At 62.7% G+C, this 25447-nt stretch carries 28 protein-coding genes and 1 tRNA gene; 13 read left to right on the forward strand and 16 right to left on the reverse strand.

All coding sequences use genetic code 11. The annotated features are described in order from the left end of the window. Nucleotides 1-33 precede the first annotated feature (33 nt). A complete protein-coding gene (locus tag O7A60_RS01680) occupies nucleotides 34-738 on the forward strand; it encodes a glutathione S-transferase family protein (protein ID WP_337104731.1) in 705 nt (234 codons plus the stop codon). 27 nt (nucleotides 739-765) lie between these two features. On the opposite strand, the gene O7A60_RS01685 is transcribed toward O7A60_RS01680, so the two are convergent. From O7A60_RS01685 to O7A60_RS01700, 4 genes are all read right to left on the reverse strand, one after another. Continuing rightward, nucleotides 766-1092 carry a hypothetical protein gene (locus O7A60_RS01685; RefSeq protein ID WP_337104732.1) on the reverse strand — a complete coding sequence of 109 codons (327 nt, stop codon included), beginning with the start codon at nucleotides 1090-1092 and terminating at the stop codon, nucleotides 766-768. A gap of 110 nt (nucleotides 1093-1202) precedes the next feature. Further along, on the reverse strand, nucleotides 1203-1814 hold the full coding sequence (locus O7A60_RS01690; protein WP_337104733.1) for a nucleoside triphosphate hydrolase: 612 nt from the start codon (nucleotides 1812-1814) through the stop codon (nucleotides 1203-1205). A gap of 141 nt (nucleotides 1815-1955) precedes the next feature. Further along, nucleotides 1956-3053 (reverse strand): hypothetical protein, encoded by a 1098-nt coding sequence (locus O7A60_RS01695; RefSeq protein WP_337104734.1) that lies wholly within the window; start codon nucleotides 3051-3053, stop codon nucleotides 1956-1958. Nucleotides 3054-3174: 121 nt separating this feature from the next. Next, complete coding sequence (locus O7A60_RS01700; RefSeq protein ID WP_337104735.1) at nucleotides 3175-4986, reverse strand: methyl-accepting chemotaxis protein; 1812 nt, start codon at nucleotides 4984-4986, stop codon at nucleotides 3175-3177. 260 nt (nucleotides 4987-5246) lie between these two features. Between O7A60_RS01700 and O7A60_RS01705 the strand changes: the two genes are divergently transcribed. Further along, a complete protein-coding gene (locus O7A60_RS01705) occupies nucleotides 5247-6140 on the forward strand; it encodes a D-alanyl-D-alanine carboxypeptidase family protein (RefSeq protein ID WP_337104736.1) in 894 nt (297 codons plus the stop codon). Nucleotides 6141-6310: 170 nt separating this feature from the next. Further along, the gene (locus tag O7A60_RS01710; RefSeq protein WP_140508227.1) at nucleotides 6311-7234 is read left to right on the forward strand and encodes a DUF1003 domain-containing protein; all 924 of its coding nucleotides are present in this window, start codon (nucleotides 6311-6313) and stop codon (nucleotides 7232-7234) included. Between the two features lie 42 nt (nucleotides 7235-7276). On the opposite strand, the gene xth is transcribed toward O7A60_RS01710, so the two are convergent. The 4 genes from xth to O7A60_RS01730 all read right to left on the reverse strand — a co-directional run bounded on the left by xth (nucleotide 7277) and on the right by O7A60_RS01730 (nucleotide 9640). Continuing rightward, nucleotides 7277-8053, reverse strand: coding sequence for an exodeoxyribonuclease III (gene xth, locus O7A60_RS01715; protein ID WP_337104737.1), 777 nt, complete (start codon nucleotides 8051-8053; stop codon nucleotides 7277-7279). 291 nt (nucleotides 8054-8344) lie between these two features. Next, a complete protein-coding gene (locus O7A60_RS01720) occupies nucleotides 8345-8608 on the reverse strand; it encodes a hypothetical protein (protein ID WP_140508224.1) in 264 nt (87 codons plus the stop codon). Next, nucleotides 8605-8940, reverse strand: a complete 336-nt coding sequence (locus O7A60_RS01725; protein WP_051442776.1) for a hypothetical protein — start codon at nucleotides 8938-8940, stop codon at nucleotides 8605-8607. Before O7A60_RS01725 ends, O7A60_RS01720 begins: the two co-directional genes overlap by 4 nt. Before the next feature lie 313 nt (nucleotides 8941-9253). After that, a complete protein-coding gene (locus O7A60_RS01730; protein WP_337104738.1) occupies nucleotides 9254-9640 on the reverse strand; it encodes a c-type cytochrome in 387 nt (128 codons plus the stop codon). A 326-nt stretch (nucleotides 9641-9966) separates the two neighbouring features. Between O7A60_RS01730 and O7A60_RS01735 the strand changes: the two genes are divergently transcribed. After that, nucleotides 9967-10821 (forward strand): DUF2189 domain-containing protein, encoded by an 855-nt coding sequence (locus O7A60_RS01735; RefSeq protein ID WP_337104739.1) that lies wholly within the window; start codon nucleotides 9967-9969, stop codon nucleotides 10819-10821. A 132-nt stretch (nucleotides 10822-10953) separates the two neighbouring features. Here the strand turns inward: O7A60_RS01735 and O7A60_RS01740 are convergent, their stop codons facing one another. From O7A60_RS01740 to O7A60_RS01765, 6 genes are all read right to left on the reverse strand, one after another. Beyond that, nucleotides 10954-11424 (reverse strand): aminoacyl-tRNA deacylase, encoded by a 471-nt coding sequence (locus O7A60_RS01740; RefSeq protein ID WP_337104740.1) that lies wholly within the window; start codon nucleotides 11422-11424, stop codon nucleotides 10954-10956. A 105-nt stretch (nucleotides 11425-11529) separates the two neighbouring features. After that, nucleotides 11530-11913, reverse strand: a complete 384-nt coding sequence (locus O7A60_RS01745) for a cytochrome C oxidase subunit IV family protein (RefSeq protein WP_337104741.1) — start codon at nucleotides 11911-11913, stop codon at nucleotides 11530-11532. Nucleotides 11914-11922: 9 nt separating this feature from the next. After that, nucleotides 11923-12645: a heme-copper oxidase subunit III family protein gene (locus tag O7A60_RS01750; protein WP_027145445.1), complete on the reverse strand. Its 723-nt coding sequence runs from the start codon at nucleotides 12643-12645 to the stop codon at nucleotides 11923-11925. A gap of 39 nt (nucleotides 12646-12684) precedes the next feature. Then, the gene (locus O7A60_RS01755) at nucleotides 12685-13389 is read right to left on the reverse strand and encodes a cytochrome c oxidase subunit 3 (protein WP_337104742.1); all 705 of its coding nucleotides are present in this window, start codon (nucleotides 13387-13389) and stop codon (nucleotides 12685-12687) included. Further along, nucleotides 13386-15161, reverse strand: a complete 1776-nt coding sequence (locus O7A60_RS01760) for a cbb3-type cytochrome c oxidase subunit I (protein ID WP_337104743.1) — start codon at nucleotides 15159-15161, stop codon at nucleotides 13386-13388. The genes O7A60_RS01755 and O7A60_RS01760 overlap by 4 nt, the downstream gene beginning before the upstream one ends. Nucleotides 15162-15215: 54 nt before the next feature. Then, nucleotides 15216-16061: a cytochrome c oxidase subunit II gene (locus tag O7A60_RS01765; RefSeq protein ID WP_337104744.1), complete on the reverse strand. Its 846-nt coding sequence runs from the start codon at nucleotides 16059-16061 to the stop codon at nucleotides 15216-15218. 459 nt (nucleotides 16062-16520) lie between these two features. On the opposite strand from O7A60_RS01765, the gene O7A60_RS01770 reads away from it, so the two are divergent. The 7 genes from O7A60_RS01770 (at nucleotide 16521) to O7A60_RS01800 (ending at nucleotide 20204) form a co-directional block, all read left to right on the forward strand. Next, nucleotides 16521-16597 (forward strand) — tRNA-Arg (locus O7A60_RS01770). Nucleotides 16598-16761: 164 nt separating this feature from the next. Then, on the forward strand, nucleotides 16762-17568 hold the full coding sequence (locus O7A60_RS01775; protein ID WP_337104745.1) for a DUF6538 domain-containing protein: 807 nt from the start codon (nucleotides 16762-16764) through the stop codon (nucleotides 17566-17568). A 35-nt stretch (nucleotides 17569-17603) separates the two neighbouring features. Then, entirely contained in the window at nucleotides 17604-17909 is a 306-nt protein-coding gene (locus tag O7A60_RS01780; protein ID WP_337104746.1) for a hypothetical protein, read from the forward strand. Between the two features lie 14 nt (nucleotides 17910-17923). Further along, nucleotides 17924-18718 carry a hypothetical protein gene (locus O7A60_RS01785; protein ID WP_337104747.1) on the forward strand — a complete coding sequence of 265 codons (795 nt, stop codon included), beginning with the start codon at nucleotides 17924-17926 and terminating at the stop codon, nucleotides 18716-18718. Nucleotides 18719-18745: 27 nt separating this feature from the next. Next, nucleotides 18746-19243, forward strand: a complete 498-nt coding sequence (locus O7A60_RS01790) for an SDR family oxidoreductase (RefSeq protein ID WP_337104748.1) — start codon at nucleotides 18746-18748, stop codon at nucleotides 19241-19243. 161 nt (nucleotides 19244-19404) lie between these two features. Then, on the forward strand, nucleotides 19405-19716 hold the full coding sequence (locus O7A60_RS01795; RefSeq protein WP_015314540.1) for an ArsR/SmtB family transcription factor: 312 nt from the start codon (nucleotides 19405-19407) through the stop codon (nucleotides 19714-19716). 2 nt (nucleotides 19717-19718) lie between these two features. Continuing rightward, the gene (locus O7A60_RS01800) at nucleotides 19719-20204 is read left to right on the forward strand and encodes an SRPBCC family protein (RefSeq protein ID WP_337104749.1); all 486 of its coding nucleotides are present in this window, start codon (nucleotides 19719-19721) and stop codon (nucleotides 20202-20204) included. A 35-nt stretch (nucleotides 20205-20239) separates the two neighbouring features. Here O7A60_RS01800 and O7A60_RS01805 read toward each other — a convergent pair whose 3' ends face one another. Both O7A60_RS01805 and O7A60_RS01810 read right to left on the reverse strand, forming a co-directional pair. Next, the gene (locus tag O7A60_RS01805) at nucleotides 20240-21040 is read right to left on the reverse strand and encodes a class I SAM-dependent methyltransferase (RefSeq protein ID WP_337104750.1); all 801 of its coding nucleotides are present in this window, start codon (nucleotides 21038-21040) and stop codon (nucleotides 20240-20242) included. 92 nt (nucleotides 21041-21132) lie between these two features. Continuing rightward, nucleotides 21133-22263, reverse strand: a complete 1131-nt coding sequence (locus O7A60_RS01810; RefSeq protein ID WP_337104751.1) for a LacI family DNA-binding transcriptional regulator — start codon at nucleotides 22261-22263, stop codon at nucleotides 21133-21135. 562 nt (nucleotides 22264-22825) lie between these two features. Here O7A60_RS01810 and O7A60_RS01815 point away from each other — a divergent pair. Together O7A60_RS01815 and O7A60_RS01820 are read left to right on the forward strand one after the other, a co-directional pair. Beyond that, a complete protein-coding gene (locus O7A60_RS01815; RefSeq protein ID WP_337104752.1) occupies nucleotides 22826-23788 on the forward strand; it encodes a sugar-binding protein in 963 nt (320 codons plus the stop codon). 120 nt (nucleotides 23789-23908) lie between these two features. Continuing rightward, the gene (locus O7A60_RS01820; RefSeq protein WP_027142398.1) at nucleotides 23909-25447 is read left to right on the forward strand and encodes a sugar ABC transporter ATP-binding protein; all 1539 of its coding nucleotides are present in this window, start codon (nucleotides 23909-23911) and stop codon (nucleotides 25445-25447) included.

Raw genomic sequence — 25447 nt, forward strand, 5'->3', positions numbered from 1 at the left:
CCGCTTCGCGCAAATCCCCCTCAGGAGTTCTCGATGGCCGACTTGTCCGCCTTTCCGATCGCAACCCGTTGGCCGGCCAAGCATCCGGACCAGATCCAGCTCTATTCGGCAACGACGCCGAACGGAGTGAAGATATCGATCGCGCTGGAGGAACTCGGCCTGCCCTATGAGCCGCATCTGATCAACATCGGCAAGAACGAGAGCTGGACGCCTGAATTCCTGTCGCTCAATCCCAATGGCAAGATTCCGGCGATCATCGATCCCAATGGCCCGGACGGCAAGCCGATCGGCCTATTCGAATCCGGTGCGATCCTGCTCTACCTCGCTGAAAAGACCGGCCTGCTCATCCCAGTGGATGCAGCGCGGCGCTACGAGACGATCCAATGGGTCTTCTTCCAGATGGCGGCCATCGGGCCGATGTTCGGCCAGGTCGGTTTCTTCCACAAATTCGCCGGCCGAGAAATCTCCGACAAGCGGCCGCTGGAGCGTTACCGCGACGAATCGCGCCGCCTGCTCGGCGTTCTCGACGTCAGGCTGAAGGGCCGCAAGTGGATCATGGGCAATGACTACACCATCGCCGACATCTCGCTGCTCGGCTGGGTGCGCAACCTGATCGGCTTTTACGAGGCGCGCGATCTGGTCGGGTTCGATGATTTCGCCAATCTGGCAGCGTGGCTCGAGCGCGGCCTGGCGCGGCCAGCGGTACAGAAGGGCCTGACCATTCCGGCGCGGAGCTGAACCTCCGGCCCTTGGGGAAGCGCGTCCCTACTTGGCTTTCGCCTTGGGTCCGCCCCTGCCGACCACGGAGGCGGCAAGAGACGCCACACCCCGCGCCGTGGCCACCACCGCTCCGGCTGCGACATCGGCTGCGGCGCGAACCTTCGAGCCGCCGCTGGCGGCCGGCTTCTTGGGGTGGGCGGACTTGGCGGCCGCTTTCGACGCGCTACCTGGCACGACTTTTTTCGGCGGCGCCTTGCCGAAGGCCTTTGTATCCTTGGAGCGCTGGGCGACCGCCGGGCCGGCCCCGGCCGTGGATTGCGGCGCCTTCGGTTGGGCTGACTTGCCCCTGGGCTTTTTTGCCTTGGTTGCCATCGGACCGAATCCCTCTTCTGGCATGATTGCCTGATCGGGAGTCTTGTAAGTCTTAAGGTTCCCGCCGAAAAATACTGAAAATTAAACAGGTTAATCGAGATTAACCCGGGTTAACCAATGACCAGGTCGGCCGCGCGGCGCCGTGCCAGCACACGTTCGATGTTAGGCATGTCGTTGGAAGCGATCCAGGCGCGCGCATCCGCCTCGGAATGGCCATGCTCGTGCCAGCGTTCCATCAGGCGGCGTTCGAGCTCATTGCGCGGCACGTCGACGAAGATCGAGAAATCGAACAGCGGTGCCAGGCGCGACCACGGCTCCTCGTCGAGCAGCAGGTAATTGCCTTCGACCAGGATGAACTTGGTCTCGGCACCGACGATCGCCGCGGCGGCGCGCGACAATTCCATGCCGCGGTCGAAGACGGGAATGGCGATCTCGGCCTCGCCGGCGCGGATGCGCTTCAAAAGCGCCTCGAAGCCGTCGAAGTCGAACGTCTCGGGCGCGCCCTTTCGCGCGCGCAGGCCGCGCGCGTTGAGCACGATGTCGTCATAGTGGAAGCCGTCCATGGGCACGACTTCCACCGCGCCTTCCGGCAAAAGGTCATGCAGGCTTGCCGATAGTGTCGACTTGCCGGCGCCCGGCGGTCCGGCAATGGCGACGATGAAGCGCTTCGCCTTGCCGGCGCGCTTGAAGATGGTGGCGGCGAGGTGGGCGATTTCGGACATTTTTTTGGCTCCTTCCGCAGGATTTGGACGCATCTTGTCGGCAGTCGCAGGAGATTTCAAATCGCGATTTGCACGATGTAGAGCGAACAATTGTGGAAGTCAGCGCTGGCGAGTGCGATTAATCCCTTACGGCTTTGCCCTTCAGCTTGCCGGTGGCAGGCCGATACGCAGGAATTCGCTGTCGAACGGGACCTCCGATGCCGCGGCGCCAGCCAGCCGCAGGCGGCCATCCGCCGTGGTGATCTCCCGCGGGGGCTCGCCGCCCGACAGCGGCAACGCACCGATGACATGGCGGAACGAGACGCCGCGGCGCTCGCCGAGCGCGAATGCCGTCGCCGCGCCCTCGCGCTTCAGCCAGTTGTCGCCGAGCGAGGCGGCGTGGCCAATCGCGGTGCGCCCATCCTCGATGCCGAGCACGCCGAGATGGCGGCCGCTCCACGGCGCGTAGTCGCGCCCGCCATTGCTGAACCACAGCATGGTGACCGGCAGTTCGGCCGGGTTCTTGAGCACCAGCACCAGATCGTCTTCGGCGTGGCGCGCAAGTGCTGTCCAGCCCGGGCCGCCATGGTCGGCCTCGACCAGGGTGAGGAAGTCCTCGCGCCGATCCTCCATGCGGTAGTCCGTGAGATCGAGCGTACCGCCGCCGGCAGCAGGAAAATGGTCGAGATCGGACGACCGCGCCGGATACGCGAGCATAAAGCGGCCGCGCGCGGGGTCCGGCTCCAGCGGATCGGCTGGCGTGGCGGCAAACCGCTTCGGCGAGAAAGCCAGCCTGCCGCCGCCTTTCATCGCCGTCATCGGGTGATGGGCGACCGAGATCGCGCCGGATCCGCCGGAAAATACATGTTCCTGATAGAGGAAAGGATGGTCGTCGCGCAGCGTGAGAATCTTGTCGACGCTGGCGCCCATCACCTTGTGCCGCAGGCGGAAGATGGCGCGCCAGCCGCCAGCCGTGGCGCCGCTGTCCACCACATCCCAGGCGCTGTTGGCCGGCCAGCCATGCAGCGGCGCCTCCTCGACATCGCTGCGCGAAAACGGCGCGCAGAGAAAGTCGCCAGAGAGCCGGACGGTGCCCTGCGGCAGGTCTGGAGGCAGCGTCTCGTTTGCGTCGACCCAGGGTGCGCGGTGCAGTGGCCGCAATTGGCGCCCGCCGCTCTCGATTGTCATGCCGGCGATGTGGCCGACCATGAGGTCGAGCGAAACCGAAATGCCCCTGGCGTTGATCGTGACTGTATCCATGGCGCTCTCACCCTAATCTGACGGGTGCCAAGAAGAACCCGTTCGGCGCACCGCGCAAGCGCACGGGCTCGCATTTTGCATCAGATTTATGTCCCCTTCCTACATGCCGAAGGTGCCGGCCCTATTGCCGCTTGTAGTCCCGTACCGGCGATTTTGTCCCGTCGGTATAGGTCACCTGCACCGACATCGACTTCACGCTGTCGGCGACCTTGAAATAGGGCTGGAAATCACCGGGGATAGCGTAGGGATCCCTGGCATTGCAAGGCGGCATGGGAAGCGCCTTGTCGAGCGCGGCGCCGTTCAGGCTGTAGCGGACCTCCTTGATGGCGCAGCGGTAGGACAGCATCTGCGTGAAATAGACCAGCCCATGATTGCCGCTGGCGTCGAAGGCGATCCACGACGTCCAGAACTGGTCGAGGATCTGCTTGTTGCCCTGTTGCAGGGCGGCATCCGGATCGAAGCGGATGTCGAACGGGCCGGTCTCGCGTCCCCTGATGTCGAGATATTTGATCCCGATCGTGGTCGCCGCCGTGCTGTCGGGCAATTCAAAACTCGGATTGGGCATCGGCTTGCCGGTGCGCTGGTCGTTGAGCGCCAGCAGGCCGGTGTCGGTGAACGGGCCGGTGCCGCCAAGACGCCAGGATATCGCGGTCGCCGGCTCGGGCAGCGAAATGGTCATCGACCAGCCCTGGTTGGAGCGCATCGGCGTCAGCGAAGGCGCGAAGCGGGCAGGGTTGAGCACGTCGCCAAGGGCCGCCAACCGGCTGCGGCTGCGGTCCAGCCAGTCAGCAAGCTGGGTCTGGTCGACGAAATATTTGAGCAGCCCGCCTTCTTTTTCGTAGGAGACGAATTTGGTCAGCGCCTGGGCTTCGCTGCGCTTGTCGGCCAGCGTCTGGCTGCCGAGACGATCTTCCGAAAACTCCTGCGCCTGGAGGTAATAGGCCGGCGCGAAGTCCGGATTGGCCGATATGAAGGCGCTGAGCTTGTCGAGCCGCTGCGCATCGTCGAACTGCATGACATGCACCAGCTTGATCGACAGCGCCTTGCCCTTGTCGGCCAATTGACCGAACACTTCGCGGGCCCCGGCCTTGCCGTCCTGGACCCTGAGCAGCGTGGCAAAGCGCGTGTAGGGATCGATGGCATCGACATTGAAGCCGGCAAAAGCGAGGTAGGAGCGCCGCGCGTTGAGCATGTCGCCCGACAACTCGTAGACGCGGGCATTGTGGTAGAACTCGTCCGGCCGCTTCGGCTCGGCGATGGCGCCGCCTTGCGCGGCCAAGGTCGCAAACCCCTTGGCTATCGTGTCGATCGAGGCGGCGATCTGCTCGGTCGTCGCCTGCAGCTTTTCGGACTGGGCCACTTGCTGTTTTTGGCCGGCTGCGATCGTTTCCGTGGTCTGCTTGACCGCTTCAACGGTCTGTTGCGTCTCGACCCCTTGTGCCGCTTGCTGCTGCTCGGCGGACGCGATCTGATCGGTTTTCCGGGCAACCGTGTCGGTCGATTTCTTGACCTCTTCCACGGTCTTCTGCGTTTGCGTGACCGTCTGCTCGATCTTGGCCACCTTTTCGGCGACGATGCCCATCGACTGCTGCAGTTGCGCGATCGCCGGCACCAGGCCGGCGATGATGCCGTTCTGCGATTTGGTCTCCTTCTGCACGGCGTAGACGCCGCCGGCAACCGCCGCCGCACTTGTGGCGAACACCAGCGCCGGCAGAGCCTTGGCCGCCAGCACGAGCCTGAGCACGATGGCAATGGCGATGATTATCGCCGCGATCGAGGCAACCAGCGCGATATAGGCGGCGAACGGCGCCAGCGGATTGAGGATGTCGGAAACGGCGCCGCCGATGAAGGCGATACTGCCGGCCCATTTGCCGGTGCGGCTGAGCGATGCCCTGATCAATGACGGCGCGGCGCCAACCCCAATGTCAGCCATTTTGCAAGCCCCCAAGCCCCAGATGCCACGCTCCTTCCCACGGGAAACGCGGCTTTGGCAAGGAAAGACAGAAAACGGGGCGATTTCGGGGCGGCGAAAGAAGAGCTCGAGTTCCTCGCCTTCGGCAGGGGCGAGGAAATCAGGCCCCGCCGGCACTCGACATTACCAGGGCTAACCGCCATTAACCAAATGGACGCATCCGCCGCGTTACGTTAGCTTCGCCTTATCTCAGCAACAGCATCGCCAGAACAGTTCAGCCCTTGTCCTTCCCGCGTCTCTTTCCGCTCCTCCAGAAAATCCTGGCTGTCCTCACCCTGGCGGCCATGGCTGCCGGCTGCTCGACCATAACCCCGCCGGACTCCGTGCTGGCCGTGCCGGCGCCGCCGCAGAAATACGCGGCCATCGTCGTCGATGGACGGACCGGCAAGCAGCTGTTCGAGGTTAACTCGACGGCGCAGCGCTATCCGGCCTCGCTGACCAAGATGATGACGCTCTATCTGCTGTTCGAGGCGATGGAGACCGGCCGCGTCACCAAGGAGACGCAGATCCCGGTTTCCGACCACGCAGCCTCGCAGCCGCCGACCAAGATGCGTTTCCGGCGCGGCGAGACGATCGACGTCGATTCCGCCATCCGCGCCATCGTCGTCAAATCCGCCAATGACGTGGCGGTGGCGGTGGGCGAATATCTTGGCGGCTCGGAAGACCAGTTCGCCGCCATGATGACATCCAAGGCGCGCCAACTCGGCATGAGCAGCACCACCTTCCGCAACGCATCCGGCCTGCCCGACGACGGCCAGATGACGACCGCGCACGACATGGCGGTGCTCGGCATGTCGTTGCAGCGGCGCTTCCCGCAGCATTTCCACTATTTCTCCGAAAGCGACTTCATGTTCCGCGGCAGGCTGGTGCGCGGCCACAACGACATGCTCGGCCGCGTGCGCGGCGTCAACGGCATCAAGACCGGCTACATCAGGGCTTCCGGCTTCAACATCGTCACCTCCTACGATGCCGACGGCCGCCAGCTGATCGTGGTGGTGATGGGCGCCGACAGCGCCCGCCAGCGCAACGACCATGTCGAAGCGCTGATCCAGCGCAGCCTGTCGCCTACCATGGCCGACACCAAGACCAGGCTGATGTTCGCCGAACAGCAGTGAGGTGAGGGGCCTCCCCATCTCTTCCTCATCCAAAAGACCCGGAGCCGGCTATCGTCTTGCGACTGTCACGCAATCGTGCGGAAGACGTGGCATAGGCTGAGAAATCCGACAGTGGATATGCCCCGACGCCATGGCGTATTCTAAACCAAGCACGACAGCAGGAGCCCATCATGAGCACCGTTCCCAAGGCATCCGAGCAGAAGTCGGCCGACAATGAGAACGACAGCGGCGGCGAGTATTTCGAGGCGCCGACCACGCAGGAGGATTTGCACGAGGTTTCCGACGAGCATTTCGACACGCCAGAAGTGCCGGACTCCGAACCATCAGGCCCCGGCGCATCGCGGCTGAAGCCGAAGAAAAAGCCATCGGCGATCTCAGGCCGCAAGTTCCGCAAGCGCGACCTTGTGCGCATCGACACGCTGCGCCCGAGTCTCGCCGACCGCATCCATGCAGACCACCCGGACCTGCCCAAGGGCGCGCGCATCAGCCGCGAGGAGCTCGGCCGCTATCGCATGCGCTACATGGAGGAGCTGCTGCAGCAGGAGCACGGCGAATTCTCCGAGCTCGACCGCCAGGTGGTGGAATCGATCGCCCGGCAAGACACGATTTCGGAAAACAGTGAAGAAGAATTCGAGGAGCACCGGACGTTCGCCGACCGCGTGTCCGACGGCATGGCCGCCTTTGGCGGCAGCTGGTGGTTCTTGATCTCGTTCGGCAGCGTGCTTCTGGTGTGGATCGGCATCAACCTGTTCGAGGGCACGACCGGCGCCTTCGATCCCTACCCCTTCATCCTGCTCAACCTGCTGCTCTCCTGCATCGCCGCCATCCAGGCGCCGATCATCATGATGAGCCAGAAGCGCCAGGAGGTGAAGGACCGCCTGCGCTCCTTCAACGACTACCGCGTCAACCTCAAGGCCGAGCTCGAAGTGCGCCACCTGCACGAAAAGCTCGACTACCTCATCTCGCGCCAATGGACGCGGCTGGCCGAGATGCAGCAGATGCAGCTCGATGCGATGCATGAGCTGGCGAGTGCGAAGAAGGCGAAGCGGGCGACGCGCGCACGGCGGCCGGTGAAGAGCCCGGCGGGAGCGTGAGGGTGGTGGCGCAGCGCACTTTTCCTGGAATTGCCTTAGTACTCAATCGAGCTCGATCCAAGCTGGCGCATGGTCGCTTGGCTTCTCCCAGCCGCGCAACTCGACGTCCACGCCGGCATTGCGGAGTTTGTCCGAAAGGGAAGGGCTCACGAGCAGATGGTCCATTCGGAGACCGGAGCTTCGATCGTAGCCGCCCCGGTATGAGAAGTTCCAGTAGGTGTAGATGCCCTTCTCGGGATGGATGCGGCGGACGGCATCGATCCAACCATTCCCGAGCATTTGGGCGTAGGCTTGCCGGCTCTCCGGGAAGTACACCGCGTCCCCTAGCCATCGTTGGGGCACGACGGCGTCGATTGCGGTTGGAACGACGTTATAGTCGCCGCAGAGAATGCTCATGGCGCCGTCTCCAAGCAACAGCTGGCCGTAGCTGATCAGGCGATCGAACCACCGGAGCTTGTAGTCGAATTTTGGACCTGGCGCCGGGTTGCCGTTGGGCAAATAGAGACAACCCACAACAAGCCCATTCACCTCGGCCTCGATGTAGCGGCTGTGCGTGTCGTCCGGATCCCCGGGCAGCCCGCGCCGACGTTCTAGTGGTTCTGTCCCTCGAGCGAGGATAGCGACCCCGTTGTAAGACTTCTGGCCGTGCCAGATTGCGCCGTAACCGACGCCCCTGATCGCGTCGGCAGGAAACTTGTCGTCGGATGTCTTGAGCTCCTGAAGGCAAACGATGTCGTACTCGGTTTCACCCAGCCACTTGAGCAGCACGGGCAGGCGGCCGTTGACGCCGTTCACGTTGAAGGTTGCGATGCGAGTCATTTGGACTTTCCGTGGGCTAGGCCGCGCCTCTCAACGCCGGACGGTTCGCTACGATCCAGGTCTAAGTGCAAAATCGGGAGGTTCAACGGAACCGGATGCAGTTGTTTCTTGGCCTATGACGATCCAATGCCCTAGAGCCAGTCAAATCGGCCCAGGAAGCGCCGTGAGCAACTCGCAAAGGGCGTCCACCGGAGCAGCCGGAGAGCCAATGGGCCGCTCCGCGTCGGCCACCATGGAAAAGGCCGCCCCAACCGAATGCAAATGGAACAGCCTTCTCATGGCATGGCGGTGTTAATAGGCTTTTTTGGACGCCGCGGTCTTCGCGGTGTGCTTCTTGTGCTTCACCGGGCACTTGTGCTTCTTGGTCGGCTTGCAAGCCTTCCTGGCCACAGCGCTGTTCTGGTGCGGCTTCGCAGCCGTTGCCGTCTTGGTCATCGTGGTCGTTGCGGTCGCAGCTGGAGCGGTCGTCTTGGTGGCGGCGGCGGTGCCGGGAACCGGCATCGACAAGGCCAGAGCAACAGCGAGACCGAGGGCGGAGAGAAGGGACTTCTTCATGGTTTTTTCTCCTTGCTATGCAGGTCGGTTTTCACTGCATCGGGATCGATCGGCGTCACGCCAAGCAGCTTCACAGCGTTTGCGAGCATTCGGATTCCCTGTGCCTGCTTCTTGTTGGCGCAGAACCGGTTTCCCTTTCTTTGCAGTGCCTTCGCCGCGGTGACCTGCCTTGACGCGGCATGGGTTTCGAGAGCTTCGTCAACTTGGCGGCTGAGATTGGTGCAGCGCTCGGTTCGGGTCGCCGCAACCTTTGCCTCGCCAGCTTCGACCGGACCGGTGGCGAGCGAAATGCCGAGCAACGCACTCATCAAGCTGATCGAGAACCTTTGCATCGCTTGTCGCCAATCCGAACAAGTGCCGCGGTGCGGCGGTCGATGAAACCCTCTCCGGCTAATTCTACGCCCGAACGATTTCTGGAATTTTTCTGGTTTATTTCTGAATTGTGTCTGAGGCCGCGCGCGCTTCGTCCCGCGTAAAAACGGTACATTGGGGGGCATAGGGGAGTTGCGAACGGATCCGCCCTGATCGCCTCGGGTGCGGCAACTTTCGCATGACTCTGGCATGAATTCGCCCCGGCTCGGCAAGCATCACCCGCCTCCGAGTCCAGCAAAGGCTCAGGCATCCCAGTTCCGCCGGCGCCGCCCCCTACTGCTTGGCGGCGGCTTCCAGGTAGGCGATCACATTGGCGATGTCGGCATCGTTCGGGAGCCCGGCGAAGGGCATCTTGTTGCCGGGCACCTTTGTCTTCGGCGACTTGATGTATTCAGCGATATTGGCCTCGTCCCAGACCAGGCCGCCTGCACCCGCCTTCTTCATCGCGTCGGAATATTTGGCCTGGAAGCTCGGCAGCGAACCTGCCTTCCGGCCGATGACGCCGTGCAAGGAGGGACCGATCTTGTCCTTGTCGGTCGCCGCTTCATGGCAGACCATGCATTTGGTGAAGATCTTCTTGCCGGCATCGGCATCGCCCGCTGCAAAGGCCGGAATGGTCGCGATAAATGAAATTGCAAGAAGGGCCGCGGTCAGTCTCATGGCATTCTCCTCCCTCAAATCGGCGCTGTCGGCGTCGTGGATGCTATCGCATGTCGCCCGAGTGTAACCTCGGTTTTGGGACAGCGACATGCATAAGGCTAAAATCAGCGGGTTGCATGGCTCCTTTTCGACGCCACGCGCTTCAATGCCGCGCACGGTAACGCATCACGCGGTATTTAGGTTGCAGACGGGGCCGCCGAACGCGACAAGGCCTGGGAACAATGCTATGATCCCGGCGGTGCAGGTCGCGGTTTCGCGTGGCCGGTCACGCAGACGGCAGCACCGAAAGCCGCGACCGAACCGGGCCCGATCCTGGAGGAATGGTCATGGCAAATTTCCATGTCTACGCAGCAGGCACCGGCAGCAAGCTCGAACATCCCGCTATCCGCCGGATAGGGGTTGCGGATGTTTTTGACGCGCTTCGCCGGGGATTTGACGATTTTTGGGAAAAACCCTCGCACTACGTCTTTTTATGCCTGATCTATCCGGTTGCCGGTATCGTGCTGATCACCTGGAGCTCCGGCGGCAACGCGCTTCAGCTCGTCTACCCACTGATGACCGGCTTCGCGCTTCTGGGCCCCTTCGCCGCGCTTGGCCTCTACGAGATCAGCCGCCGGCGCGAACAGCAACTCGACGCGTCGTGGCGACATGCCTTCGACGTCCGAAAATCGCCCGCCATGCCGGCTATCGCCGCACTCGGGGTCATGCTGGTGGTGCTGTTCATCGCCTGGCTGGTAACCGCGCGCGCGCTCTATGGGTACCTCTATGGCGACGCCGCGCCGGCATCGTTCTTCGGCTTTATCGCAGATGTGCTGACCACGCAGCGCGGCTGGACGCTGATCATTCTGGGCAACCTCATCGGCTTTCTGTTTGCCCTTGTCGTGCTCAGCACCACGGTCGTCGCCTTCCCGCTGCTGCTCGACCGCGACATCGGCGCCTACGCGGCTGTCGAGACTTCGGCGCGAGCGGTCATGACGAACCCCGTGCCGCTGCTGCTGTGGGGTCTCATCGTCGCGGTTGCGCTGGGTCTCGGCTCGCTGCCGCTGCTCGTCGGGCTGGCCGTGGTCCTGCCCGTGCTCGGCCATTCGACCTGGCACCTTTACCGCAAGCTGATCGAACCGGCGCCAGCCCCTGCTCCTGCTCCTGCCTCAGCCAAGACAAAAACACGCAAAGGGAGCTGATCCGACTTGCCCAATGCATGCGCGCAAGGGTGACGCGGCAACGACATGCACAAAATAGAGGCGGCGTCGCCTTGCCGCCGATTGCTCGACGAAGGAGGGCGCCCACCCTGTAAAGAGGCGGGCGCTTCTGGTTCACGCCGGATGGCTGAAGCGAGCGACCCGCGCATCCCTCAGCAGATTGCGGAAGTCGCCGCCCGTGACATGCACCAGCGTCTTGTGATCGCCGGCTTCGAAATAGACGTCGTCTTCCGCGCTAAAGCTTTCGTCGAGAATGACCGGCACGCCATAGGCGGCGCCCAAGGGCGGCACGGCGCCAATGTCGCAGTCGCTGAACACCTCGCCGATTTCATCTTCGGAAGCGAGGCCAAGCCGCCTGTCGACCACGTCCTGCAACGTATTGAACTCGACCCGGTGGCTGCTCGGAACCACCGCCAGCGCATAGCCCATCTCGTGATGGACCAGCACCGATTTGGCGAGTCGTCGGCCCGGAACATGCGCTGCCTGCGCCGTCTGGCTGCTGGTCGAGGTTCGGTGGTGGGCAACGGTATCGTAGGCGATGCCCTTGCCGGCCATATAGTCCTGGAGTTTCCTTGCGATCGTCATCGTAGGCGCCTTTCTGTTGGAGGTGGGGACGCGTCAGAGAACGTGGCAACCATTGTCCTCCCGTCATTTTTCCTGTCAACGAAGAAACGCGATCCGGCGAGCCGTCTATGGCCCCATGCCGAATGACAGGACACGGGTCAGCTCGGTGTAGTCGGACTCGAGCACCATGATCCACACGAACACCAGGATCAGCAGCGGCGGCACCAGGATCGCATAGGCAAGCGCCAGCCGCTCCCAGGCCATGTGCATGAACACGGCGACGATCAGCCCTGCCTTGAGCATCATGAAGGTGAGGATCAGCCCCCATCTGAGATAGCCCTGGAGGCCGAAATAGTCGATGCTGTAGGAGCCGGCGCTGAGGACGAACAGCCAGCCCCAGACGACGAGATAAAGCCTGATCGGGTGCTGCTGGCCTTCCGCGTGCCCCACCGCCTGGGCGGGAGCGGCGTGTCCATGCAGCCCATGTTCGCGCGCTTCTGCCTGTGCCATCGCTCCACCTCACCAAAGATAGAAGAATGCGAAGATGAACACCCATACCAGGTCCACGAAGTGCCAGTAGAGCCCCATGATCTCGACGCTCTCGTACTGGCCGCGCCGGCTGGTGAAGAACCCACGCGCGCCGGCTTCGAAGTCGCCGCGCCACACCTTGCGCGCGGTGATCAAAAGGAAGATCACGCCGATGGTGACATGGGTGCCGTGGAACCCGGTGATCATGAAGAAGGATGAACCGAATTGCACGGCACCCCAGGGATTTCCCCAGGGCCGCACGCCCTCGGTGATGAGCTTCGTCCATTCGAACGCCTGCATGCCGACGAACGTCGCGCCGAGCGCGGCGGTGACGAGCATCAGCACCGCCGTCTTCCTGCGGTCGTGCCGGTAGCCGAAATTGACCGCCATGGCCATCGTGCCGCTCGACGAGATCAGTACGAAGGTCATGATCGCGATCAGGATCAGCGGAATGTCGCTGCCGAACAGATGCAGCGCGAAAACCTCGCTCGGGTTGGGCCAGGGCACCGTCGTCGACATGCGCGCGGTCATGTAGGACAACAGGAAGCAGCCAAAGATGAAAGTGTCGCTGAGCAGGAAGATCCACATCATGGCCTTGCCCCAGGAGACGTTCTTGAACGCCCTCTGGTCGGACGACCAGTCGGCCGCGATGCCGCGCAGGCCTGGCGGCCGCGGAGCGACCGGTGCGGCGTGTTCCAGCGTGGTCTCGGCCATGAGCATTTCCTCCTTCGGTACCGCCCGCCGCGCGGCGTTCTAGGTCAAGAGCCCCCGGCAGATGTCGATCACGTTATCCGCCCAGCCCATGAGCACGCAGAAAAGCACCAGCCAGACGGCAAGCAGGATGTGCCAGTATATCGCGCAGAGCTCGGTCGACAGAACGAGGCTTCCGGACCGGGCGCCTTGCCATGCGCGCACATTGACCCGGCCGAGCGCCACCAATCCGCCGATGATGTGAAGGCCGTGCATAGCGGTCAGCAGATAGAAGAAGCTGGCGGCCGGGTTCTCTGTCGCGAAATAGCCTTCGGCGGCGAAATCGCGCCAGGCGAGCAATTGCCCAGCCAGGAAAGCCACCGATGCCAGGGCGCCGGCGAGAAGGGCGAGCCGGAGATTGTCCAGTCGGGCTTTGTGCGCGGCAGACACCGCGCCTTGCAGCGCCAAGCTCGCCAGCACCAGCATGGCGGTGTTGAGCCACAGCAGCCTCGGGGCCGGAGCGGCCTGCCAGTCGGCATAGTCCATGCGCATGACATAGGCGCTGATCATGAGCGCGAACAGCGCGCCGACCACGGCAAGGAACACGCCGAGCCCGATCTTGGCCGGATGCATGAGCGACGCTTCCGTCTGCGGAAACGCCGTGACCGGCCCGGTCTCGAGCCACGGCTTGGACATCAGCCGCTGGCGCGACAGCCACCAGCCGACAACGCCGGTTACGGCGGCCAGCAAGATCAAGATCACGATCATGCGGGGCCGCCTTGCGTCAATGGGCGCGGATCGTTCTGTGCAATGAAGTCTTCGGGCGCGCCGGGCACGCTATAGTCATAGGCCCAGCGGTAGACCACCGGCAGCTCCTTGCCGAAATTGCCGTGCGGCGGCGGCGTGCCGGCCGTCTGCCACTCGAGCGTCGTCGCCCGCCATGGATTGTCGCCGGCCGGCCGCCCACGACGAATGCTCCACAGCAGATTGAACAGGAACACCATCTGGGCGAAGCCGACGACCAGCGCGGCCACGGTGATGAACGCGTTCAGCGTATGCACCGAAGGCGGGACGAAGGCCGTATCGCCGAGTTCGGGATAGCGGCGCGGCACGCCGACCAGCCCGACATAGTGCATCGGGAAGAAGATCAGGTAGGTGCCGATGAAGGTCACCCAGAAGTGGAAGCGGCCCATCGCCTCGTTGAGCATCCGGCCGGTGATCTTGGGGTACCAATGATAGATCGCACCGAATACCACCATGATGGGCGCCACGCCCATCACCATGTGAAAATGCGCGACGACGAACATCGTATCCGACAGCGGCACGTCGACCACCACATTGCCGAGGAACAGCCCGGTCAGCCCGCCATTGACGAAGGTGACGATGAAGGAGAGCGCAAACAGCATCGGGATGGTCAGGTGGATGTCGCCGCGCCACAATGTCAGCACCCAATTGTAGACCTTGATGGCGGTGGGGATGGCGATGATCAGCGTGGTGGTGGCGAAGAAGAAGCCGAAATAGGGATGCATGCCCGAGACATACATGTGGTGCGCCCAGACGACGAAGGAGAGCGCGCCGATGCTGACGATCGCCCACACCATCATGCGATAGCCGAAGATGTTCTTGCGCGCATGCGTGCTGATGAGGTCGGAGACGATGCCGAAGGCGGGCAGCGCCACGATGTAGACTTCAGGATGGCCGAAGAACCAGAACAGGTGCTGGAACATGATCGGGCTGCCGCCATCGTGCGGCAGTGGATTGGCGCCCATTTCCACGATCGCCGGCATGAAGAAACTCGAGCCGATCGCGCGGTCGAACAGCATCATGACGCAGGCGACGAAGAGCGCCGGGAAGGCCAGCAGCGCCATGACCGTGGCGGTGAAAATACCCCAGACGGTCAGCGGCAGTCGCATCAGCGTCATGCCGCGCGTGCGACCCTGAAGCACGGTCACCACATAGTTGAGGCCGCCCATGGTGAAACCGATGATGAACAGGATCAGCGACACGAGCATCAGGATGATGCCCCAATCCTGTCCGCCGGGCGTGCCCGAGGTAATGGCCTGCGGCGGATAGAGCGTCCAACCAGCGCCTGTCGGCCCCCCCGGCGCGAAGAAGCTGCCGACGAGCACCAGAACGGCAAGCAGGTAGATCCAGTAGCTCAGCATGTTGACATAGGGGAACACCATGTCGCGTGCGCCGACCATTAACGGAATGAGGTAATTGCCGAAGCCGCCAAGGAACAGCGCGGTCAAGAGGTAGATCACCATGATCATGCCGTGCATGGTCATGAATTGATAATACATGTCCGGCGAGATGGAGGCGAAAGTGTCGGGAAAACCAAGCTTCAGGCGCATCAGCCAGGACAGCACCAGCGCGACGAGCCCGATGGACAGCGCGGTGCCGGCATATTGGATGGCGATGACCTTGGCATCTTGTGAAAAGACGTATCTCGTCCACCAGCTGTGCGGGTGATAGAGTTCCACCTCCGCCACTTCCGCGGCCGGAATGAAGTCTGCTCCATGAGGCGTGACGTCAACCATCCCTGAACCTCTCCGCTCTTTCCGGTCCTCCTCGGGGCCGGTTTCATCAATGCCTTACTCCGCCTTCGCCTGTGCCATTGCCGGTGCGGCAAGCACGCCCACCTTGGCGGGTGCCGACATCTGGGCAAAGGTCGACTGCTGCTGCAGCCAGGCCAGATAATCCTCCGGGGTGTCGACCTTCACGACGCCACGCATGAAGGCGTGACCGACGCCGCAAAGCTCGGCGCAAAGAACCTCGAAACTCCCTGTCTTGGTGGGGGTGAACCAGAAATAGGTGACGGTGCCCGGAACCATGTCCATCTTGGCGCGGAACTCCGGCACGTAAAAATCGTGCAGCACGTCGATCGAGCGCAGCAACACCTTGACCGGCTTGCCGATCGGCAGATGCAGATCGGTCGCCACGACGACGACATCGTCCTGACCGTTCGGGTCCTGTGGGTTGATGCCAAGCGGGTTCTCGGAACCGATGAGCCGGGCGTTCGAGGTGCCAAGCTTGCCGTCCGCGCCAGGCAGGCGGAAGCTCCATTGCCATTGCTGCGCAACGACCTCGATCTCGGTCGCGTCCTTGGGAACGGTGACGAACTGGCTCCACACGAACAGCCCAGGCGCCAGCAATGCCGCGACGCCGACAGCGGTGACCACGGTCAGCCAGGATTCGAGCCTCCTGCTTTCGGGCTCGTAGTGCGCCTTCTGCCCTTCCTTGTGCCGGAAGCGGTACACGCAATAGGCCATGAACAGCACGACAGCGGAGAAGACCGTCCCGGTGATCCAGAACGTGATGACAAGAGTGCTGTCGATATAGCCCCAGTTGGAGGCTATCGGCGTCCACCACCAAGGGCTCAGCACATGGAACAGCACCGAGCCGACGACAATCAGAACGAGCACGAGCACAACGGCCATCCTCGGTTCCTCCCGGCGTTCCGAGGGACTCTGTCCCGCAGGAAGGCCGCGCCCATTATGCGCGACTTACTTCGGAAATACTAGGGGAGGTGACTGGCGGGAGGAACGTCATACTTTGCCGGAGCGACGCACGCGCGGCGGATGGTGAAGAGCGAGGCGGGGCAGCGAGGGACAGCGCGGATTGACCGCAAGAAGCGGGCTACGGCGCCGCCGGAAAGGCTCGGGTTCCTCGCGCCCGCGGAGTGGGGGTTCCGAAGGACGGGCGCGACCCGTGGCTCGCCGGCAGGTGGCTCGGCGAAGCGGACACGGAGAGGCGAGCGCCATACGCGACAGTGCCTCGGCTTACGAGGGGAAATCTCCAATCCTCAATTGCCCGTTGAAGCCCGCCTCCGCTTCCGCTAAGAAGCCGTGACTTGCCGGTTCACCGGCTGGTTCGTTTTCCGGACCTTCGTCCTGAAAGCACCCGTAGCTCAGCTGGATAGAGCGCTGCCCTCCGAAGGCAGAGGTCACAGGTTCGAATCCTGTCGGGTGCGCCAGTTTCTTCCCCTTCGCTATTCACATAAGCAACTGAAATTAAACGATTAATCGGCGTTTGCCGCTCAATCTCAACGCTCAAAATCCCTGATTTGCTGCACATCATGCTGCACATATTGCTATACATTGGCGCATCGGGCATGCACGTCGCGAGGGGGACCACGCCATGAACATCCAGCGCCGGAACAAGACCTTCCACCTGATCAAGCGCGTTCCGAAACGCTATGAGGCAATCGAGCCTCGTAAGACGGTTTGGATCAGCCTGCACACTGATTCCGAAACGGTCGCCCGGCAGAAGACGCCGACGGCTTGGGCTCACATGGTCGAAGCTTGGGAAGCCCGCCTTGCGGGCGACAGCGCCGACGCGGAAAGCCGCTTTGAAGCGGCGCGGGAACTCGCCCGCGTCCGGGGCTATCGCTACATCGCGGCGGATCGTGTCGCCAAGCTGCCCCGCGAAGAGTTCCTTGAACGAGTCCGCGCGGTCGTGAAGCCCGACGGCGAGCCGGATCGGATCGAGGCGGCGGCCATCCTTGGCGGCGCGGTCGAACCGGGAATCACCGTCGAACGAGCGCTTGAACTTTTCTGGACGCTGGCGAGGGACCGAACGCTTGGCAAAAGCGAAGACCAGCTTCGCCGATGGAAGAATCCACGCATCAAGGCCATTCGCAATTTCGTTGATATCGTCGGCAGCAAGGACATCGCCGCGATCACGCCCGACGACATGCTCGACTTCCGCGACTGGTGGGTTGACCGGCTGGCGTCCGAAGGGCTCGCACCGAACAGCGCGAACAAAGACCTGATCCACGTCGCCGACACTCTGAAGACCGTCAACAAGATGAAGCGGCTGGGGCTGGTGCTGCCCTTGGGCAATCTGTCGTTCAAGGACGGCAAGAAGCACAAACGCGAGCGGCCGCCGTTCTCTGGCGAGTGGATCAAGACGACGACGCTCGGCGCGGATTGGAACGGCCTGTGAACCGCGTTACTGTGGGTTGAGGGGGAGTCGGGCAAATGAAGCAAGTCGAAGCGGGTCTACACCAGATCAACGAAATTTGCGAAGAATGTCTAGGCCAACCGCTTTCAGTGTCCGAACAAGCGGAAGCAGAAAACGAAATTCGCACGATCGTCGGGAACATATTCGAGGCGCTGGACGATGCCGGGCAATCTGGAATCTCCGACTACATCCAAGAGAAGCTGACCGGACTCACGACATTCGCTCTCATGGCCGTGGGAAGCGCCGACCGAGACAGCTACTCCGACGACAAGATATTGGAGAACATTTCCCACTTTGCATATTTGGTCAGAACAAGAACATAGAAGAAGATTCAGAAATGGAGAGTTTCCAGCAGTTCAACAATGCGCTCAATGATAATCAGGGAACACTATCATTATTTCTTTTTGTCGTAACGATATTCTTCGGCTGGATAACTGGCATATTTTCCGCCATCCGAGGAAGGCCCAAACTAAGAATTAAAACCTTACCGGGACCTACATTTTACAGCGTAGGCGGCACAGAGGCAAAACATGAAGGCTATGATGTTCATCGGTCAATTTTTGCTATATACCTAAGTATAGCAAATGTCGGCAAGTCGCCTGCCTCGATTGATAATGTAGAGATCGGCTATCATTGGCCAATTTCATTTTTCAGGAACCCAACATTGTGGTTCAATAATCGATTCCTTCGTCATTGGATTACATACCAAACCGTATCGGTAAGCGATTTTTATCATAGAATAGACGACGATAATTACAAAGGATACCCATTTCTAACTCAAAGAAGCGTTCTCACTGGGGAAACGGCCGACACGTATTTGAATGTCGGTCAATCAACGAACGGCGTCGTTTATTTCGAGCAAAATGATAGCTTCGGGGCTTGTTTTCCCCTCGCAAAAAATGGTTATGCTAAGATCAAGATACGTGTTGTGGACTCGTTCGGCCAAAGGCACAGCAAGGTTGTGTCGTTGCAGCGCGTCTCTCTCGAAGAAGCGCGTAAATATAACCCAAAGTTTGGCATGACGTTTAGCGGAATGCGTTCCGAGGGCAGCCTTATCGATCTTCCGATTGACCGGAATGGTAATCTGCTTCCGCCGCAACCAGAAGAAAACAACAATAAGAAACCAAAATAATCGTTCAACGATTCAGCCAAGCGGACTTTGCCACAGAAGGCGCTTTCTTGGGCATGGTCGCGCTCGCGACTTCCTCTTCCCGCCGGTCCAGATTGGGACCAGGGCATCGAGACCAGCCTGAAGACCGCGTTTCTCGTCACCAGGGCGTTTCTGCCGGCGATGGTCGAAGCGGGCTATGGGCGCATCGTCAATGTCGCATCGGTGACCGGGCCGCTGGTCTCCTACCAGGGCACCGCCGCCTATTCCGCGGCGAAGGCCGGCATGGTCGGCCTGACCCGTACATTGGCGCTGGAAGTGGCGCGCCAAGGCGTCACCGCCAATGCCGTGGCGCCTGGCTGGATCGAGACAGGCGCGTCGAGCGACGCGGAGCGGGTAGCGGCCCTGCATGCGCCGCCGGGCCGCGCCGGCCGGCCCGATGAGGTCGCGGCGGCGGTCGTGTTCCTGGCCTCCGAAAGCGCCAGCTACATCAACGGCGCCTTGCTGGTGGTCGACGGCGGCAACAGCCTTGAAGAACGCAAGGGATAGCCGCGCGGCCAGCCTTATGCCCGGGTGGATTTCGACCTTCGTAATTCCTTCCACCCGGACTGACCCGTGATCTCTCTCGGGAGAAAGTTCCTCGCCGCCAGACTGGACCCAGCTGGCACCCCTCGCTTGACTCAATCATCAGTCCGCACTAATCATAAGTCATGACTGTTGACAGCGCACAGCTTGCCGCCCTGGGCGATCCGACCCGACGGCAGATTTTCGAGCTGATCGCGGAGCGGCCGCGCTCGGTGGCGGAGGTCACGCGGCAGGTCAGCGTGTCGCAGTCCGCGGTGTCGCAGCATCTCAAGGTGCTTCGGGATTCGCGGCTGGTGCGCGCGGAGCCGAAGGGCGCCAGCAACGTCTACCACATCGATCCGCACGGGCTTGGCCAGATGCGCGCCTGGCTCGACCGGTTCTGGAGCAAGACGCTCGCGGCCTACAAGCTGGCCGTCGAGACCCCACCAGAGGAGTGACCATGAACACCCAGATCCCCATCGCGTCGGTAAAACAGTCCGTGATGGTCGAGGCGCCGATCGAGCGCGCCTTCAAGGTCTTCACCGAGGATTTCGGCAGTTTCAAACCACCCGAGCACAATCTGCTTGCAGCCCAAATCGCCGAGACGGTGTTCGAGCCCCGCGTCGGCGGCCACGTCTATGACCGCGGCGTCGATGGCAGCGAGTGCCGCTGGGCACGCGTGCTGGCCTACGAGCCGCCCAACCGCGTGCTCCTGAGCTGGGACATCAGCCCGCAATGGCGCATCGAGACCGATCCGGCCAAAACCAGCGAATGGGAGGTGCGGTTCACCGCCGAAACGGCTGAGCGCACCCGCGTCGAAATCGAGCACCGCAACCTGGAGCGCCATGGCCAGGGCTGGGAAGGCGTCCGCGACGGCGTCGCCGGCGATCAGGGCTGGCCGCTCTACCTGCAGCGCTATGCCGAGCTGGTCGCTCGGCAGGCCTGACCGCGGCTTTTATAGGCGCTTCGCCGCAGGGGCGGTCAGGGCACCACGCCCCTGCACGCCCAGGCGACATTGGCGAACGACCTCGGCCCGTCCGGTCGCCCGGCCTGATAGGCATCGCGAACGGCAGCCTCGGTGCGCTCGCGCTCGGCCGCCTCCAGCGTGGTCATGTATTTGCCGAGCGGGCCCTCGCCGGCCGATATCGGCGCCCAATAGTCGGCGAAGTCCTGGTAATCCATGCGGATCATCAGCTCGGTTTCGGTCACGTCGGCCAGTCCCTGCTCGATGAAGGTCCGTTTCATTTCACCGGGCTGCATCATCGGCTGGAAGCAATAGCGGCTGCGCAGCTGGCGGCCGCCTTCGCTGAGCGCGGCCACCGTGTCGATCATCATGCGCATGCCCGCCATGCCGCCGAGATGGTCCCACACCACGGCCGCGACCACGCCGCCCGGCCGCGTTACCCGGTGCATTTCGGCCACCGCCTTGCCGGCTTCCGGCACGAAGTGAAGCACCAGCAGCGCCAGCGCGCGGTCGAACGCATTGTCGGCGAACGGCAAGGCGGTGGCGTCCGCCTGCTTGATTTCGATGCGCGGATCGGTGTTGCGCCGCCTTGCCGCCTCGACGAAAACAGGCGAAAAGTCGATCGCCGTGATCGCCGCCAGCTCGGCGGATTTCGCCAGCTCGAAGGTCAGGCTGCCGGTGCCGCAGCCGACGTCGAGGATCTGTTCGCCGGGGGCAAGCCCGGCGAAGCCGATGAAGCCGGGTGCGAGCTTTCGGCTCCAGCGGCCCATGAGCTGCTCATAGCCGGATGCGTCATGAACGGTGAAACTCGATGTCATATGCCCCTCTCCTGGCTGTGGGCGCAGGCTAGACTGCAATCAGGTTGAAGCCAAGACGCGGGAGCACGGTGGGACGGAGAAAAGGCCGGCGTTTATGGGGCGCCCTTGAACGTCGCCACGCTCTCCCGCTCCACCAGCGGGCATTCCAGCTTGGTGATGGGATAGCGCCCCCTGCCCACCTGCGCCGGCGCTTCCAGCTGCTCGATCGCCCATTGCCCCATCGCCATATGCGGCAGGATCGAGGTGGTCAGCGGCGGAAACAAATGCCGGGCGATTTCCTCGTCGTCGTAGCCGACGACCGAAATGTCGGCGGGAATGTGCAGGCCAGCTTCCTTCAGCGCTTCGTAGCAGCCGATCGCGGTGCGGTCGTTCTGACAGAAGATGGCGGTCGGGCGGTCCTTCAGGGTCAGCAGCTTCACGGTCGCGGCGTAGCCGGCGCTGGCCGACCAGTCGCCCTCGACCACAAGTTCGGGGTCGAAGGGGATGTCGGCGGTGGCGAGCGCGCGGCGGTAGCCTTTCAGGCGGTCCTGCGCAGCCTGCATCCAGGGTTCGCCCGTGATGGTGGCGATGCGGCGGTGGCCGTGGCCGATCAGGTACCGCGTCGAGCTCTGGCCGCCGGCGATCTCGGAGGGCACCACGGCCGGGAAGGCATAGTCCGACGTGTAGCAGTTGAGCAGGATGACCGGGATGTCGAGGCCGTAGAGGAAGTCCGGCGCCGTGATCTCGCGGGTGAAGATGGTCATGTAGATCAGCGCCGAAATGCCCCGCCTGGTCAGCGCCGAAATGGCGCGCGGCTCCATCACGGCGTCGCCCATGGTCTGCGCCACCAAAAGCACGTTGCCGGCATTCCACGAGGCCTGCCGCGCGCCCTCGATGGCCACGACCGCCTCCGGGCTGGTGGCGAGCTGGTCGACGGCAAAGCCGATCACGCCGTCGAGCCCATCAAAGGCGGGTCCGTCAAAGGCGGCGCCCTCGAAAGCTGCAACCGGCTGCTTCAGCGCCGAAAAGGCGGGGGCGCTGTAGCCGAGCGCCCGCGCCGCCTCGATCACCCGCTCCCGGGTCTGCTGCGACAGGCGAATGCCCGGCGAATTGTTGAGCACGAAGGAGACCGTCGCCTGCGAGCAGCCGGCGGCGCGCGCAATGTCGGTCATGGTGACGCGGCCCTTGGGCTTTGCCGCCGCCTTGCGGCGCTTCCCAATGGCCCGGTCCATCGTCTCGCTCATGCCGCCCCCAAATCCCCGGCCTGTCCAGCCGCGGCCCGCCGAGCCGACAAGATGACGTGATGCTTCCAGTCCAAGGGGACATCGACCGAACTAATAACTATTATCATCCTCGCGGCCCATCCCGTCTGCAAGCTCAAGCCTAGCAAATCCGAAGATCGTGCGGCTTCGGCTCCGTGCGGCCAAGGAATCGACGCGTCGGCAAATCGGTCCTTGCTAATAGTGTTTACTAATACAAGGATGCGCTGTACCGTCAATCCATCGCATCCGGCCCGGTCGGGTCCAGATGTGGTGGGAGTGTCTGTGAATGGCCCGATGGCGAGCGGTATTTGCCTCCGCCAACTTTGTCTCGCATATGTGATATGTCAGACAAATCGGACTATTTACGAATGAAGAATGGTTGTCTAAAGTCCGTGGCCGTGGCTGGGACCGAGGCCAGTCTTTTCAGTGCCGGGAACCTTGGGGAGGAGGGGCGTCCAAGCCGCAAACGGCAATTCCAGTGTGCAAGACATTCCAGTGAGCTAGTCCGGTCAGTCCTACGACTGACCAAAACGGGAGGTTGAATATGAAATCCTTGATACGCAATGCATCCGTGGCCGCCGCGGCCCTGGTTGTCGGCCTGACGGCGACGGCTATCGCGCGCGCCGACGACAAGCCGACGCTGGCCTTCGTCGTCAACGGCGCTTCCGATTTCTGGAAAGCGGCCGAAGCCGGCGTCAAGAAGGCGCAGGGCGAACTGCCCGACTACACGCTCGAACTCAAATATCCCGAACAATCCTCGGTCGCCATCCAGCAGCGGCTGATGGACGATCTGGTGACCGCCGGCGTCAAGGGCATCATGGTCTCGGCCGTGGATCCCAAGACCTCGACCGATGGCCTGAACAAGATCGCCTCGCAAACGGCGCTGTTCACCACCGACAGCGACGCCCCGCAGACCAAGCGCGTCGCCTATATCGGCTCGTCCAATGTCGACGCCGGCAAGCAGGCGGCCGAAATCGCCAAGAAGGCGATGCCGGACGGCGGCAAGTGCCTGGGCTTCGTCGGCCTGCTCGGCGCCGACAATGCCAAGGAACGTATCCAGGGCATGAAGGACGGCCTCGCCGGCACCAAGATCGAGCTCGTCGACGTGCGCGGCGACGACATCGACCAGGCGCGCGCCAAGAAGAATGTCGAGGACGCGCTGGTCGCCAGCCCCGACGTCACCTGCATGGTCGGCTTCTACTCCTACAACACGCCGCGCATCTATGAGGCGCTGCGCGACGCCGGCAAGCTCGGCTCGATCACCGTCGTCGGCTTCGATGACGATCCGATCACGCTGGGCGGCGTCAAGGAAGGCACCATTGCCGCCACCGTCGTGCAGCAGCCCTTCGAATGGGCCTATCAGGGCATGAAGCTGATGGCCGCCTATCTCAAGGGCGACAAATCGGGCATCCCGGCCAACGGCCTGATCATCATCCCGACCAAGATCATCGGCAAGGATGATGTCGACGCCTATGCCGCCAATCTCAAGGCGATGTCTGGAAACTAAGACTACACCCGGTTCAGCCGGCTCAACTCGCTTGAGCCGGCTGTTCGCATTGACGAACCCTGCCGGGATCGTCAGTCTGCAGATCGGGCCGTTTTGGCCCACCGGCTGCTGTCAGGCATGATGAATTATTCCGACACATCCATCGCGGCGACCACTCCGTTCCTCAGCCTGGAGAACGTGCGCAAGACCTATCCGGGCGTCGTGGCGCTCGACGGGTTTTCCATGGAGGTCAGGCCGGGCGAGGTCATCGGCCTGGTCGGCGAGAACGGCGCGGGCAAGTCGACGCTGATGAAGATCCTCGGCGGCGTCACCACGCCGGATACCGGCACCATCACCGTCGACGGCACCGCCCATAAGGACCTGACGGTCGAAGGCAGCCTTGGTTCAGGCATCGCCTTCGTTCACCAGGAACTCAACCTGTTCGAGAACCTCGATGTCGCCGCCAACATCTTCTTCGGCCGCGAACCGCTGCGCGCCGGGCCGCTGAGGCTGGTCGACCGCGCGAAACTGCGCGAAATGGTGGCGCCGCTGCTGAAGCGCGTCGGCGCCAATTTCTCAGCCGACACACAGGTCGCGGACCTGTCGCTCGCGCAGCAGCAGATGGTCGAGATCGCCAAGGCGCTGTCGATCAAGGCCAGGCTGGTCATCCTCGACGAGCCGACATCGAGCCTGCCGCTCGCCGAAACCGACAAGCTGCTCGACGTCATCAAGGCGCTGAAGGCCGACGGCATCAGCGTCATCTTCATTTCGCACCGCCTGCACGAGATCGAGCGCGTCGCCGACCGGGTCGTCGTGCTGCGCGACGGCATGCTGGCCGGCACGCTAGGCAAGCGCGACATCAACCACGACCAGATGGTCAAGCTGATGATCGGCCGCATGCTGAAGGAACGTGAAAAGGCCTCCGAGGCGGGGCGGGCGCCGGGCGCCGTGGCGCTGTCGGCCAAGGCCGTCCGCACCCCCACCTATCCCAGCCGGCCGGTCGATCTCGACGTCAGGCGCGGCGAAATCCTCGGCCTTGCCGGCCTCGTCGGCTCCGGCCGCACCGAACTGGCGCGGGTGTTCTTCGGCATCGAAGCCAGCCTTGGCGGCACGCTGGAGCTCAACGGCAAGCCGCTGGCGCTGGCGAGTGCCGCCGATGCCGTCGCGCAAGGCATTTTCCTCGTGCCGGAGGACCGCAAGCTGACCGGCATCCTGCTCGACCTGTCGATCGCCCAGAATATCTCGCTCCCCAATTTGCCGGCGCATGCCAGGCGCTCGCTGGTCTCCAACAGCGCGGAAGTCGCTACCGCCGAGAAGCAAAAGAAGAATCTCGGCATCAAGGCGCCTTCGGTGCAGACGCGCACCGGCACGCTGTCGGGCGGCAACCAGCAAAAAGTCGTGCTCGGCAAATGGCTCGCCATGAACCCGAAGGTGATGATCCTCGACGAGCCGACGCGCGGCATCGACATCGGCGCCAAGGCGGAGATTTACGGGCTGATGCGGGCGCTGGCGGACGCCGGCGTCGCCGTGCTGATGATCTCCAGCGACATGGAAGAGGTGATCGGCGTCTCCGATCGCATTGCCGTCATGCATGAGGGCCAGATCTCGGGCATTCTCGACAAGGATCAGTTCAGCCAGGAAAACGTGCTTTTGCTGGCGGTGGGCAAGCCGGCAAACTAA

This window comes from Mesorhizobium salmacidum (SeqCode), assembly GCF_037179605.1.
Lineage (GTDB): Bacteria > Pseudomonadota > Alphaproteobacteria > Rhizobiales > Rhizobiaceae > Mesorhizobium > Mesorhizobium salmacidum.

Excerpts from the sequence above, each read along its gene's own strand:
- O7A60_RS01735 (WP_337104739.1), top strand. The coding sequence starts at position 9,967 with ATGGCAAATTTCCATGTCTACGCAGCAGGCACCGGCAGCAAGCTCGAA.
- O7A60_RS01745 (WP_337104741.1), bottom strand. The coding sequence starts at position 11,913 with ATGGCACAGGCAGAAGCGCGCGAACATGGGCTGCATGGACACGCCGCT.
- O7A60_RS01755 (WP_337104742.1), bottom strand. The coding sequence starts at position 13,389 with ATGATCGTGATCTTGATCTTGCTGGCCGCCGTAACCGGCGTTGTCGGC.
- O7A60_RS01725 (WP_051442776.1), bottom strand. The coding sequence starts at position 8,940 with ATGCAAAGGTTCTCGATCAGCTTGATGAGTGCGTTGCTCGGCATTTCG.
- O7A60_RS01765 (WP_337104744.1), bottom strand. The coding sequence starts at position 16,061 with ATGGCCGTTGTGCTCGTGCTCGTTCTGATTGTCGTCGGCTCGGTGCTG.
- O7A60_RS01690 (WP_337104733.1), bottom strand. The coding sequence starts at position 1,814 with ATGTCCGAAATCGCCCACCTCGCCGCCACCATCTTCAAGCGCGCCGGC.
- O7A60_RS01780 (WP_337104746.1), top strand. The coding sequence starts at position 17,604 with ATGAAGCAAGTCGAAGCGGGTCTACACCAGATCAACGAAATTTGCGAA.
- O7A60_RS01820 (WP_027142398.1), top strand. The coding sequence starts at position 23,909 with ATGAATTATTCCGACACATCCATCGCGGCGACCACTCCGTTCCTCAGC.
- O7A60_RS01795 (WP_015314540.1), top strand. The coding sequence starts at position 19,405 with ATGACTGTTGACAGCGCACAGCTTGCCGCCCTGGGCGATCCGACCCGA.
- O7A60_RS01710 (WP_140508227.1), top strand. The coding sequence starts at position 6,311 with ATGAGCACCGTTCCCAAGGCATCCGAGCAGAAGTCGGCCGACAATGAG.
- O7A60_RS01680 (WP_337104731.1), top strand. The coding sequence starts at position 34 with ATGGCCGACTTGTCCGCCTTTCCGATCGCAACCCGTTGGCCGGCCAAG.
- O7A60_RS01730 (WP_337104738.1), bottom strand. The coding sequence starts at position 9,640 with ATGAGACTGACCGCGGCCCTTCTTGCAATTTCATTTATCGCGACCATT.
- O7A60_RS01685 (WP_337104732.1), bottom strand. The coding sequence starts at position 1,092 with ATGGCAACCAAGGCAAAAAAGCCCAGGGGCAAGTCAGCCCAACCGAAG.
- xth (WP_337104737.1), bottom strand. The coding sequence starts at position 8,053 with ATGACTCGCATCGCAACCTTCAACGTGAACGGCGTCAACGGCCGCCTG.
- O7A60_RS01740 (WP_337104740.1), bottom strand. The coding sequence starts at position 11,424 with ATGACGATCGCAAGGAAACTCCAGGACTATATGGCCGGCAAGGGCATC.
- O7A60_RS01800 (WP_337104749.1), top strand. The coding sequence starts at position 19,719 with ATGAACACCCAGATCCCCATCGCGTCGGTAAAACAGTCCGTGATGGTC.
- O7A60_RS01750 (WP_027145445.1), bottom strand. The coding sequence starts at position 12,645 with ATGGCCGAGACCACGCTGGAACACGCCGCACCGGTCGCTCCGCGGCCG.
- O7A60_RS01815 (WP_337104752.1), top strand. The coding sequence starts at position 22,826 with ATGAAATCCTTGATACGCAATGCATCCGTGGCCGCCGCGGCCCTGGTT.
- O7A60_RS01775 (WP_337104745.1), top strand. The coding sequence starts at position 16,762 with ATGAACATCCAGCGCCGGAACAAGACCTTCCACCTGATCAAGCGCGTT.
- O7A60_RS01695 (WP_337104734.1), bottom strand. The coding sequence starts at position 3,053 with ATGGATACAGTCACGATCAACGCCAGGGGCATTTCGGTTTCGCTCGAC.
- O7A60_RS01720 (WP_140508224.1), bottom strand. The coding sequence starts at position 8,608 with ATGAAGAAGTCCCTTCTCTCCGCCCTCGGTCTCGCTGTTGCTCTGGCC.
- O7A60_RS01810 (WP_337104751.1), bottom strand. The coding sequence starts at position 22,263 with ATGAGCGAGACGATGGACCGGGCCATTGGGAAGCGCCGCAAGGCGGCG.
- O7A60_RS01760 (WP_337104743.1), bottom strand. The coding sequence starts at position 15,161 with ATGGTTGACGTCACGCCTCATGGAGCAGACTTCATTCCGGCCGCGGAA.
- O7A60_RS01805 (WP_337104750.1), bottom strand. The coding sequence starts at position 21,040 with ATGACATCGAGTTTCACCGTTCATGACGCATCCGGCTATGAGCAGCTC.
- O7A60_RS01785 (WP_337104747.1), top strand. The coding sequence starts at position 17,924 with ATGGAGAGTTTCCAGCAGTTCAACAATGCGCTCAATGATAATCAGGGA.
- O7A60_RS01700 (WP_337104735.1), bottom strand. The coding sequence starts at position 4,986 with ATGGCTGACATTGGGGTTGGCGCCGCGCCGTCATTGATCAGGGCATCG.